This is a genomic window from Nocardia sp. NPDC060255, from assembly GCF_042727395.1.
Classification (GTDB): Bacteria; Actinomycetota; Actinomycetes; order Mycobacteriales; family Mycobacteriaceae; genus Nocardia.
The window spans coordinates 1-11,516 of the sequence record NZ_JBHXAU010000054.1; the positions used below are offsets into that span (position 1 = coordinate 1).

Annotated in this window: 10 protein-coding genes; 5 read left to right on the forward strand and 5 right to left on the reverse strand. The window is 66.9% G+C overall.

The features are described from left to right. Positions 1-175: 175 nt before the first annotated feature. The 3 genes from ACFWF1_RS43850 to ACFWF1_RS43860 all read left to right on the forward strand — a co-directional run bounded on the left by ACFWF1_RS43850 (position 176) and on the right by ACFWF1_RS43860 (position 2,964). Positions 176-1,186 (forward strand): zinc-binding dehydrogenase, encoded by a 1,011-nt coding sequence (locus tag ACFWF1_RS43850; protein WP_379292215.1) that lies wholly within the window; start codon positions 176-178, stop codon positions 1,184-1,186. Positions 1,187-1,201: 15 nt separating this feature from the next. Beyond that, positions 1,202-2,416, forward strand: coding sequence for a cation:proton antiporter (locus tag ACFWF1_RS43855; RefSeq protein ID WP_379292214.1), 1,215 nt, complete (start codon positions 1,202-1,204; stop codon positions 2,414-2,416). 251 nt (positions 2,417-2,667) lie between these two features. Then, complete coding sequence (locus ACFWF1_RS43860; protein ID WP_379292213.1) at positions 2,668-2,964, forward strand: hypothetical protein; 297 nt, start codon at positions 2,668-2,670, stop codon at positions 2,962-2,964. A gap of 72 nt (positions 2,965-3,036) precedes the next feature. Here the strand turns inward: ACFWF1_RS43860 and ACFWF1_RS43865 are convergent, their stop codons facing one another. The 4 genes from ACFWF1_RS43865 to ACFWF1_RS43880 all read right to left on the reverse strand — a co-directional run bounded on the left by ACFWF1_RS43865 (position 3,037) and on the right by ACFWF1_RS43880 (position 7,101). Then, positions 3,037-3,420, reverse strand: coding sequence for a VOC family protein (locus ACFWF1_RS43865; protein ID WP_379292212.1), 384 nt, complete (start codon positions 3,418-3,420; stop codon positions 3,037-3,039). Between the two features lie 152 nt (positions 3,421-3,572). After that, on the reverse strand, positions 3,573-4,574 hold the full coding sequence (gene ilvC / locus ACFWF1_RS43870) for a ketol-acid reductoisomerase (protein WP_191094228.1): 1,002 nt from the start codon (positions 4,572-4,574) through the stop codon (positions 3,573-3,575). Between the two features lie 71 nt (positions 4,575-4,645). After that, positions 4,646-5,149: an acetolactate synthase small subunit gene (ilvN, locus tag ACFWF1_RS43875; RefSeq protein WP_357378084.1), complete on the reverse strand. Its 504-nt coding sequence runs from the start codon at positions 5,147-5,149 to the stop codon at positions 4,646-4,648. After that, on the reverse strand, positions 5,146-7,101 hold the full coding sequence (locus ACFWF1_RS43880) for an acetolactate synthase large subunit (protein ID WP_379292211.1): 1,956 nt from the start codon (positions 7,099-7,101) through the stop codon (positions 5,146-5,148). Before ACFWF1_RS43880 ends, ilvN begins: the two co-directional genes overlap by 4 nt. Before the next feature lie 328 nt (positions 7,102-7,429). Between ACFWF1_RS43880 and ACFWF1_RS43885 the strand changes: the two genes are divergently transcribed. Further along, positions 7,430-8,020 (forward strand): PH domain-containing protein, encoded by a 591-nt coding sequence (locus ACFWF1_RS43885; RefSeq protein ID WP_379292210.1) that lies wholly within the window; start codon positions 7,430-7,432, stop codon positions 8,018-8,020. Positions 8,021-8,366: 346 nt separating this feature from the next. Then, the gene (gene ilvD, locus ACFWF1_RS43890; RefSeq protein ID WP_379292209.1) at positions 8,367-10,208 is read left to right on the forward strand and encodes a dihydroxy-acid dehydratase; all 1,842 of its coding nucleotides are present in this window, start codon (positions 8,367-8,369) and stop codon (positions 10,206-10,208) included. 203 nt (positions 10,209-10,411) lie between these two features. Here ilvD and ACFWF1_RS43895 read toward each other — a convergent pair whose 3' ends face one another. Continuing rightward, positions 10,412-11,269 (reverse strand): DoxX family protein, encoded by an 858-nt coding sequence (locus ACFWF1_RS43895; protein WP_379292208.1) that lies wholly within the window; start codon positions 11,267-11,269, stop codon positions 10,412-10,414. Between the last annotated feature and the right edge of the window lie 247 nt (positions 11,270-11,516).

Sequence of the window (11,516 nt, forward strand, 5' to 3'; positions counted from 1 at the left end):
AGATCCCAGAACCGACGCATGACAGACTTCAACGGCCAATGACTCATCAACACTCCAGATCAGCAGTGTTGCATCCACCACTTGAATCCACCTCGCACAACGCCGCCACCATGTCCCGTTGATCTTGTTTGATAGCGTCGTCAGCCTCGCCTTTGACTATCCGCGGAGGACTCGCATGGAAACGATGCTTGCGGCCCGATTGCATCTCCCCTCGCTCACCTTGTCCATGGAGCAGGTCCCCAAGCCGGTGCCCGGCGCGGGTGAGGTCCTGGTCAAGGTCGAAGCCGCCGGAGTGTGCCTGTCGGACGTGCACCTCATCGACGGCGGCCTGCAACCGCAGCTACTCGCGGGCGACACGGTCACCCTGGGTCACGAGGTCGCGGGAACGATCGCGGAGGTGGGGCCGGATGTCACGGGGCTCGCCGTGGCCGATCGGGTCGCGTTGCAAGCGGGCGAGCTACGCAAAGGCGTGGTCTACACCCGCGGCGTCGACTACGACGGCGGGTGGGCCGAATACGCGCTCGCGACAGCCGAGTCCGTGATCCGGATACCGGACAGCCTGCCGTTCGAGCAGGCGGCGATCATCCCGGATGCGGTCTCGACACCGTGGGCCGCGATCACCGCGACCGGCGACGTCCGCCCCGCGCAGGCCGTCGCGGTGTGGGGCATCGGCGGGCTGGGCGCGCATGCGGTGCAGTTGCTGCGGATCGTCGGCGCCTATCCGATCATCGCGGTCGACCCGAATGCCGCCGCGCGGGCACGGGCCGTTGAGTTCGGGGCCGACCTGGCGCTCGATTCGGCCGATCCCGAGCTGGCAAAGAAGATCAAGCAGGCCACCGGCGGCACGGGCATCGATGTCGCGTTCGACTTCGCCGGCGTGCCCGCCGTGCGCGAGCAGGCGCTACGCGTGCTCGGGCACCAGGGACGGCTTGTGCTCGTCGGCATCGTCAACGAGCCCTTGACCATCAAATACAGCGCGCCGTTCGTGGTGACCCAGCAGCAGATTCGCGGACACTACGGCTCTGGCCCCACCGACGTGCCGCAGCTGATTCGGCTGACCGCCGGTGGGCGCCTTGACCTTTCGCGTTCGATCAGTGGGGTGTTCCCGCTGGCCGACGCGCCCGCCGTCGTCGACCGGCTCGTCCGTAAAGAGGGCGATCCGATCCGACTCATCCTGCGTCCCTGACGAATCGGGAGACCCATGTTCATCGCGATCGCGGCCACGATGACGGTCATCCTCATCTGGTCCTGTCTGTCCCGCTCGATGGCCCGCTGGAAGGTGACCGCTCCGCTGGCCATGGTGGTGGTCGGCGCGGTGGTGAGCTGGAGCAGCGATCACTGGCTGACGACCGCGGTCAACACCGATTCGGCGCAGCGGGTCGTCGAATTCATCTTGGCGCTGTTCCTTTTCACCGACGCGACCGAAGTACGTGAAGGACTGTCCGGCCGCCGGCATACCGGGATCTTCCGGCTGCTGTTCATCGCCTTCCCGCTGAGTCTCGCCGCCGCCTATCTGCTGGGATTCGCGCTGCTGCCGGGCGTTTCGTGGACGGTGATCCTGCTGATCGCCTGCATCGTCGTCCCGATCGACCTGGTGCCCGCGCAGGCGATCGTGCGGGATCTGCGTGTGCCGGAACGGGTTCGGCACGCGCTGAATGTGGAGAGCGGTTTCAACGACGGACTCGTCGCGCCGATCTTCCTCTTCGCCCTGGCCGCGGCGGAAGCGAGCGCGGAGTCCGATCAAGCGCTGCACGCGCTCGGGCAGGCGGTGCCCGCGGTGGTGAAGTCGGTGCTCATCGGCCTGCCGATCGGCGCGCTGGCCGGATATTGCATGTCGCTCGCCGCCCGCAAACGGTGGACGGACGCGCGGGCCGTGCGCATCGGGACGATTGCGATTCCCGTGCTGACCTACAGCGTCGCGGTGTGGTTGGACGGTAACGGCTTTGTGGCCGCCTTCCTCGCGGGCCTCGCCTACAGCACGCTGCGCCGCGAATTGCCGGGCGAGCCACTGCAATCGACCGAGGATGTGGCCGAGTTCGCCGGTCTGGCAATGTGGTTCGCGGTCGGGAACGTCGCCGCCGCGACGTTCACCTGGCTGAGCTGGCAGGTCATCGTGTACGGCCTGCTCGCGTTGACGGTCGTTCGCCTGATTCCGGTCGGGCTGTCGTTGCTCGGCTCACCGTTCACGCAGCGCGAGCGGCTCATGATCGGACTGCTGGGGCCGCGCGGTGTCGCGTCGATCGTGTTCGCGCTGCTCGCGTTCAATGGACTGCACAACGACGACGATGCGTTCCTCGTGATCGGCGTGACGTTGGTGGTGGTCGTCGGCAGCGTCGTGCTGCACGGCATCGGCGCACCGCTCGTCGCCGAGCGTCTGGGAAAGCGGCGGCACGACAACGCGATCGGCATGCACTGAGGGTTAACCCCTAGTTCCCCAGGTTGAAAATTTCCGTAGACGGGCCAACACCCGTGACCTTTCGGGCGAAGTGCGCGAGAGTGAGACCGTGCAGTCGGTGCTGTGCCGAGTATGCCGGGGGCGCTCGCAAAGCAGCGGCGACACAGTTGTCCCGACCTGTCGGCGGGGTGCGCCATGGTGCGCGATCGCGTGGGCAGACCGCAGCGGGGGATGGTGAACGCGCAGTTCACCGCAGAGTGAAAGGATCCACGTTGTTCTCCACAACCAAGTCCACGAATTCGCGCCGCATGCTGGCCCGAGTGGCCGTCGCCGGCGCGATCGTCGCGGTTCCGTTGACCGCGTTGGCCATTCCCGCATCGGCCGACGCACATCTGGGCGTACCGGGCGTCACCGAAGTCCGGCATCACCATCCGCGCCACGATCCCAATTGCGACTTCGGCCCGTTCAAGGACTGGCGCTGCAACAATGGCCCGTTCTCCGACCGCGGCCAAGATCCGTTCTGGCAGTTCCGCCAGAACCGTCCGCACGGACTGTTCGGCAGCAGCTAGCGCGCTTCGGCCCGGCACCGTAGTGGGGCCGGGCCGTTCGGCTCGATAAGTCGTCCGGTCGTACCGGGCAGTTCAGCCACTGAATTCGGTCAGGGACAACACGTTTCCATCCGGATCGGTGAACCATGCGACCTTGTCACCGCCCGGCGTGGTCCATACGCCGTTGTCGGCCTGGTCCATTCCGTCGTACCGGACGAATTCCACACCGCGCGAAGCGAGTTCAGCGACAGTACCTGCGATGTCGGCGACGCTCCAGCCGAGCACCGTGAACGCTTGCGGGACAAGGTTCTCCACGGCGGTGACGCGAATCATGGTCCCCCCGTTGCGGACCACGCACGCGAACGGTGTCACCTCGACGATCTCCAGCCCGAGCACCTCGCCGAAGAACCGACGTGACCGCTCCAGATCCGTCGACGGCGCGAACGCGATGACTTCGGCGGCAGCGAGTGACGTCATGGGCGAAGGCTACCGACGCCACCCGTCCTGAACGGACACTTTCGGCGCAACATGGGCGGTAACTGCCGCAAAAGTGTCCGCGCAGACCGTACCAACCCCGCGAACAGCAAACGGCCCGGCACCACCAGGTGCCGGGCCGTTGTTGTGCTGTATTAAGCGGTTTCGGTGATCGGCCGGTCGACCCAGCTCATCAGCCCGCGCAGCTTGGCGCCGGTGACCTCGATCGGGTGCTCGGCGTTGGCCTTGCGCAGACCCTCGAGCTCCTTGTTGCCGCCCTCGACGTTGGCGACGAGGCGCTTGACGAAGGTGCCGTCCTGGATGTCCTTCAGGATGTCCTGCATGCGCTTCTTGGTGTCCTTGTCGATGACCCGCGGGCCGGACAGGTAGCCACCGAATTCGGCGGTGTCGGAGACCGAGTAGTTCATCCGGGCGATGCCACCCTCGTACATCAGGTCGACGATGAGCTTGAGCTCGTGCAGCACCTCGAAGTACGCCATCTCGGGCGCGTAGCCGGCCTCGACCATAACCTCGAAACCGGTCTTGACCAGCTCTTCGGTGCCACCACAGAGCACGGCCTGCTCGCCGAACAGGTCGGTCTCGGTCTCTTCCTTGAAGGTGGTCTTGATGACGCCGGCGCGGGCGCCACCGATCGCCTTCGCGTAGGACAGAGCGAGCGCCTGGCCCTCACCCTTCGGGTCCTGATCGACGGCGATCAGCGCGGGCACACCCTTGCCGTCGACGAACTGACGACGCACCAGGTGGCCGGGACCCTTCGGAGCGACCATCGCGACGGTGATGAACTCCGGCGCCTTGATCAGGCCGAAGTGGATGTTGAGGCCGTGGCCGAAGAACAGCGCGTCGCCGTCCTTCAGGTTGGGCTCGATGTCGTTGGTGAAGATCGACGCCTGCGCGGTGTCGGGGGCCAGCACCATGATCACGTCGGCCCACGCCGAAACCTCGGCCGGGGTGCCGACGGTCAGGCCCGCCTCTTCGGCCTTCGGCCGCGACTTCGAACCCTCCGCGAGGCCGACCCGGACCTCGACACCGGAGTCGCGCAGGCTCAGCGAGTGCGCGTGGCCCTGGCTGCCGTAGCCGATGACCGCGACCTTGCGGCCCTGGATGATCGACAGGTCGGCGTCGTCGTCGTAGAACATCTCGACTGCCACTTGGTTGGTTCCCTTCTGGATACTTTGCTTAGATCTGAAAGTTGTTTAGTTAGAAGTGTTTAACGAGTCGCAGTGATCGACTTCGGCCCACGGCCGACCGCGACGACACCGGACTGCACGATCTCCCGGATTCCGTACGGTTCCAGCATGCGCAGCAGCGCGTCGAGCTTGGACCGGGTTCCGGTCGCCTCGACGGTGAGCGCGTCCGGGGAGACGTCGATCACTTTCGCCCGGAAGAGCGTAACCGCCTCGATCACCTGGGTCCGCACGCTGGCATCGGCGCGGACCTTCACCAGGATCAGTTCGCGGGCCACCGAGGTGTCGGAGTCCTGCTCGACGATCTTGATGACGTTGATCAGCTTGTTGAGCTGCTTGGTGACCTGCTCGAGCGGCAGGTCCTCGACGGTGACGACGATGGTCATCCGGGAGATCTCGGGCAGCTCGGTGCCACCGACCGCGAGCGACTCGATATTGAAGCCGCGCCGGGAGAACAGCGCCGCGACCCGCGCCAGCACGCCAGGCTTGTCCTCGACAAGCACGCTCAGCGTGTGTGTCGTGCTCATTCGCTCACCTTGTTCTTCTCGTGCGACATCGCCTCGTGGATGACCGCGGGCTCGGCGGCCTGCTCGTCGTCGTCGAACAGCGGGCGGATGCCGTGGGCGGCCATGATCTCGTCGTTGCTGGTGCCCGCGGCGACCATCGGCCACACCTGGGCGTCCTTGCCGACGATGAAGTCGATCACCACGGGACGGTCGTTGATGGACTGCGCCTGCCGGATCGCGTCCTCCACGTCCTCCTCGCGCTCGACCCGGATGCCGACGCAGCCGAGGGCCTCGGCGAGCTTCACGAAGTCGGGGATGCGCAGGGTGTGCGTGCCGAGATCGGTGTTGGAGTAGCGCTCCTGGTAGAACAGCGTCTGCCACTGGCGGACCATGCCCAGGTTGCCGTTGTTGATCAGCGCGACCTTGATCGGCACGCCCTCGACGGCACAGGTGGCCAACTCCTGGTTGGTCATCTGGAAGCAGCCGTCACCGTCGACCGCCCACACCTCTTTGTCGGGCGCGCCCATCTTGGCGCCCATGGCGGCCGGGACGGCGTAGCCCATGGTGCCGAGACCGCCGGAATTCAGCCAGGTGCGCGGCTTTTCGTACTTGATGAACTGCGCGGCCCACATCTGGTGCTGGCCGACGCCGGCACAGTAGATGGCGTCGGGTCCGGCCAGCCGGCCGAGCGCGTCGATGACGAACTCGGGCGAGAGCGAGCCGTCGCTCGGCTTGGTCCAGCCGAGCGGGTAGCTCTTGCGGATGCCGTCGAGGTACTTCCACCATTCGGTGAGGTCGAGCAGCGGGGTGGGAGCGGCGGAGCGCCCCGAAGCCGTCTGCGCCGCCGGATCGGCCTTCAGCGTCTCGATCAGCTCGACGATCACCTCGCGGCAGTCGCCGACGATCGGCACGTCCGCGTGCCGGTTCTTGCCGATCTCGGCCGGGTCGATGTCGGCGTGGATCACCCTGGCGTCCGGCGCGAACGAGTCGAGCTGGCCGGTGACCCGGTCGTCGAAGCGGGCGCCGAGGGTGATCAGCAGATCCGAGCGCTGCAGTGCCGCAACGGCTCCCACGGTGCCGTGCATGCCGGGCATGCCCATGTTGAGCTGGTGGCTGTCCGGGAACGCGCCGCGCGCCATCAGCGTGGTGACCACCGGGATGCCGGTCATCTCGGCCAGCTCGAGCAGCTCGGGCGAGGCGTCGGCCTTGATCACGCCGCCGCCGACGTAGAGCACCGGCGACTTGGCTTCCAAGATCATCCGGGCGGCCTCGCGCACCTGCTTGCCGTGCGGCTTGGTCACCGGACGGTAGCCGGGCAGCCGCATCTCCGGCGGCCAGCTGAAGGTCGTCTGCATCTGCAGCACGTCCTTCGGGATGTCCACCAGCACCGCGCCCGGGCGACCGCTCGCGGCCAGGTAGAACGCCTCGGCGATGATGCGCGGGATGTCGATGCCCTCGGTGATGAGGAAGTTGTGCTTGGTGATCGGCATGGTGATGCCGGAGATGTCGGCCTCTTGGAAGGCGTCCGTGCCGATCAGGCCGCGGCCGACCTGGCCGGTGAGCGCGACGATCGGCACCGAGTCCATCTGCGCGTCGGCGATCGGGGTGACCAGGTTGGTCGCGCCGGGACCCGAGGTCGCCATGCAGACGCCGACCTTGCCGGTGGCCTGGGCATAGCCGGTCGCGGCGTGACCCGCGCCCTGCTCGTGCCGGACCAGCACGTGGCGCACCTTGGTCGAGTCGAACAGCGGGTCGTAGACCGGGAGAATCGCGCCACCGGGAATGCCGAATACGGTGTCGACGCCGAGCTCCTCGAGCGTGCGGACGACCGACTGCGCGCCGGTGACCCGCTCGGGCGGGAGCTGGCGGCGGTTGGCCGACGTCGTCGAACTGCCAGCGGGCGCTGTCGGCTGGTTGGCCGAGGGCGCTGGCCTGCGGGCCGATGGCCCGGGCCGTGCGGTTGGTGCACTCACCGTCTTCGTTCCTAACTGCTTGTCGTTCTGACCCCGGATTTGTATCTGACATGCGGTGTCTTGCGACTTGCCACGTGCGGATATTCACCCGAACACAAAAAAGCCCCCGACAGCGCATGGCTGTTCGAGGGTGGCGCGTCGCAACGCGAGCTGACGTATTCGACTCAGATAGTCAGGCTCAACGCTGGACGCGCCGGCCGATTACGAGAAGCTCGTTTCGATTCACGCGCATGACGGTATGTGTGCGTGAGCCGAAGAGTCAAACAGGTCCCATTATGTGGGATAGTGCGGCTGCTTGGGTCCTTCACCAGGATGCGAGGATGGTGGTGTGTCATCACCGCATCAGTCCGTGCCACCGGCTAAATCGTCCCACACCGCGCCCGAGGGATCGGACACGGGTGGCGGCTCGGCCGCCACTGTGATCCGCATCCCACGCCTGGCCTTCCTAGGCGTGTTCATCCTGTTCATGTGCGTGTTCTTCATGTTCGTCGGGTGGCCGATCGGGCTGTGGTGGTTGCTGCTGATCCCGGTCGCGGTGGCTGTGTGGGTGCTGCGGACGCAGACGACGGTGTCCGAGGACGGGCTGGATCTGCGGACCGTGTTCGGGTCGCGGCACCTGGACTGGTCTCAGCTGAAGGGGGTGCGTATCCCGAAACGTGGATACGTGCGGGCTGATCTGGTCGACGGCACCGAGATGAAATTGCCTGCGGTGAGTTATGACCGGGTGCGTGATCTCGCGCTCGCTTCGCAGGGGCGGATTCCGGATCCGTATGCGGTCCCGCCGGCCGCGCCGAAGTCGGATGATGCGGACGCCGCGGAGGAAGTCACCGAAGCCGACAGCTCGGTCACCACCGACGACACCAAGCCCGACAATGCCGACGACAGCAACGTCGAGGGCGACACGCACGACAGCAAGTAGGCACCGGCACCTGACCGAGCGCAGGCGGCACGCGCGCCACGATCAGGAACATTTGCCGACGGTAGGATGTTGTCGGCGTTGTGGTCAGCGTGTCGGGAGGACCGATCTCCGATGCGCCCACCGCAACCCGACGGCCCGGCAACTCCGGCGACACCGTCAGCGCCGACGATCACCATTCGCGACGACACCAGCACGGACTGACACCGAGAACGGTTCGGGACGACGGCCACGAGCCACCCCGACCGGCAGGTAGGCCGACAGCCACGCGGGAGTACCGTGGAGCGGCCGCCGAGCTAACTCTGCGCAGTCGCACACCAGCCCCCGCGACCCAGATCGAGGACCATCAATGCCACCGCTTCGTTCCCGCACCACCACCGTCGGCCGCAATGCCGCAGGCGCCCGCGCACTCTGGCGCGCCACCGGCATGACCGACTCCGACTTCGGCAAGCCGATCGTCGCCATCTCGAACTCCTACACCCAGTTCGTGCCCGGCCACGTGCACTTGAAGAACGTCGGCGAGATCGTGGCCGAGGCGGTGCGCGCCGCGGGTGGCGTACCACGAGAGTTTCACACCATCGCCGTCGACGACGGCATCGCGATGGGTCACGGCGGCATGCTCTACTCGCTGCCGTCGCGCGAAATCATCGCCGACTCGGTCGAATACATGGTGAACGCGCACACCGCCGACGCGCTGGTGTGCATCTCCAACTGCGACAAGATCACCCCGGGCATGCTGAATGCCGCTATGCGGCTGAACATTCCGACGGTGTTCGTCTCCGGCGGGCCGATGGAGGCCGGTAAGGCCGTTGTTGTCGGCGGTGTCGCGCAGGCGCCGACCGATCTGATCACCGCGATCTCCGCGAGCGCGAATCAGGCGGTGTCCGAAGAGGGTTTGAGCGAGGTCGAGCGGTCCGCCTGTCCGACCTGCGGCTCGTGCTCGGGCATGTTCACCGCGAACTCGATGAACTGCCTCACCGAGGCGCTCGGACTCGCGTTGCCCGGCAACGGTTCCACACTGGCCACCCACGCCGCGCGGCGGTCGCTGTTCGAGCGGGCGGGCACCGTGGTCGTCGACATCGCCAACCGCTGGTACCGCGAGGACGACGCATCGGTGCTGCCGCGGAATGTCGCCAACGCCAAGGCTTTCCGCAACGCGATGGCCCTGGACGTAGCGATGGGCGGCTCCACCAACACCGTGCTGCACACCCTCGCGGCCGCGCGGGAGGGTGAGGTCGACTTCGATCTGCACACCATCGAGGAGACCAGCCGCCGGGTGCCGACCCTGTCGAAGGTGTCGCCCAACTCCGATTACCACATGGAAGACGTGCACCGGGCCGGTGGCATCCCCGCCATCCTCGGTGAGCTGCGGCGCGCCGGCCTGCTGGAGACCGACGTGAGCACCGTGCACACGCGCAGCTTCGACGAGTGGCTCGACACCTGGGATATCCGCTCCGGTAAGGCTTCTGACGAAGCGATCGAGCTGTTCCATGCCGCGCCGGGTGGTGTGCGCACGGTCGAGCCGTTCTCCACCGAGAACCGCTGGTCCTCGCTTGACACCGATGCCGCCGGTGGGTGCATCCGCGACTTCGAGCACGCGTACACCCGCGAGGGCGGGCTGGTTGTGTTGCGCGGCAACATCGCTCCGGACGGCGCGGTGCTCAAGACCGCGGGCATCGACGAGGAGCTGTTCACCTTCCAGGGACCCGCGCTCGTGGTGGAATCCCAGGAGGAAGCCGTCTCGGCCATCCTCGGCAAGAAGATCAAGGCGGGCGATGTGCTCGTCGTCCGCTATGAGGGTCCTGCGGGCGGTCCGGGCATGCAGGAGATGTTGCACCCCACCGCCTTCCTGAAGGGCGCCGGTCTCGGCAAGCAGTGCGCGCTGATCACCGACGGCCGCTTCTCCGGCGGCACCTCGGGCCTGTCCATCGGCCACATCTCCCCCGAGGCGGCCAGCGGCGGCACCATCGGCCTGATCGAAACCGGCGACCAGATCCGCATCGACGTCAGCACCCGCGCACTCGAGGTCCTCGTCGACGACGCCGTCCTCGCCGAGCGCCGCGCCAAAATGGAAGCGGCCGAACGCCCTTGGCAACCGGTCAACCGCGAACGCACCGTCACCACCGCCCTGCGCGCCTACGCCGCGCTGGCCACCTCGGCAGACAAGGGCGCAGTGCGTTACGTGCCGTAATCGCTACCTCTCCAACCACTATCCGGCGCTCCTCTCAGAGGGGCGCCGGATTGCGCTCTCCCCCAACCCAACCGGTGAACGAGATATCTGGCGAATCGACACAACAGAGCGCCCACTCGACACCACCACCGTAGGCACGGCGGACAAACGAACGGCGCCCCTCGGAAGTGCGAGGGGCGCCGGGGATTCGGGGTGTGGCGGAATTAGTCGAAGGGCCCTATGCCGGTGAAGGGGTTGCCTCCGTGCAGGTACCAGTAGGTGCCGACGGCGGCGGCTATCGCCAGGACCAGGATGACGAAGGAGCCGATGAAGGGGCGGGTGGCCCAGCCGCGGTTGCGGTCGAAGGCCCAGCGGCCGGGGCCGGTGAGGATGATGACGGCGGCGGTGCCCGCCAGGATGCTTTCGAGTTCGACGCCGGTGGGGACCGCGTCCTTGAATTGGAAGCCGGGGATCATGCCCTGCTTCCACGCCCAGGCGTCGAGGATGACCGCGAGGACCGCGCCCGCGGCGAACGGGGTGGCCAGGCCGAGGACGAGGAGTGCGCCGCCGCCGAGTTCGCCGATGGTGACCAGGATGGCCGCCAGCGTCGGATGGTCCCAGCCGCCGCTGTCCATCATGTCGCGGGTGCCGTCGAGGCCGGGGCCGTTGAACCAGCCGGTCAGCTTCTGCAGGCCGTGGTAGATGAAGACGCCGCCGACGACCAGGCGCAGCAGGAACAGGCCGAAATCCAGTGTGCCGCGGCGGTTGTCGCCGTTGCGGCGGCGCAGCCTGCCGGTGTCGGTCGGCGCGTTCGCGGCAGGCGGGATGCTGGCGTAGGCGTAGGCGGGCGGCGCGTCCGGTGAGGTGCCGCTCGCGCCGACCGACGGAACCTGCGGATCCAGGCCGAGTTCGTCGTCGGTGCGCGGGACGTCCTTGGTCAACTTGGGAAACTGCTCGGTCGGCGAATCGAACGGACTACTAACGCCTCGACCGGTGGTCGACACCGCCGACTGCTCAGCCGTGGACGGCACCGAACTTCGGGCCGCCGCGGGGTCGGATGTATCTTTCGGCTTCTCGGTCACGGCCAATACCCTATGCTGCGTCGCCCGCCGACGGGCCCCTAAACCACGGCGTGGTGGTTCAGATTTTGACGACGCGAACCAGCGCCGCATGGCCCCCGATGCACAGCCGCACGCCTTCTGACAGACGCACGCGTGTCAGCGCGGCGATTCGGGGTCTCAACTGACAGCACATCCCTGACACTCCAGTGACAGGACATCCCGGACACTGACCGGTCGGTCGATGAGTGTTCATCGATGGGCCAGAAGG

Coding starts and splice junctions, on each gene's coding strand:
- ilvD (WP_379292209.1), top strand. CDS start 8,367: ATGCCACCGCTTCGTTCCCGCACCACCACCGTCGGCCGCAATGCCGCA.
- ACFWF1_RS43865 (WP_379292212.1), bottom strand. CDS start 3,420: ATGACGTCACTCGCTGCCGCCGAAGTCATCGCGTTCGCGCCGTCGACG.
- ilvC (WP_191094228.1), bottom strand. CDS start 4,574: ATGTTCTACGACGACGACGCCGACCTGTCGATCATCCAGGGCCGCAAG.
- ilvN (WP_357378084.1), bottom strand. CDS start 5,149: ATGAGCACGACACACACGCTGAGCGTGCTTGTCGAGGACAAGCCTGGC.
- ACFWF1_RS43855 (WP_379292214.1), top strand. CDS start 1,202: ATGTTCATCGCGATCGCGGCCACGATGACGGTCATCCTCATCTGGTCC.
- ACFWF1_RS43850 (WP_379292215.1), top strand. CDS start 176: ATGGAAACGATGCTTGCGGCCCGATTGCATCTCCCCTCGCTCACCTTG.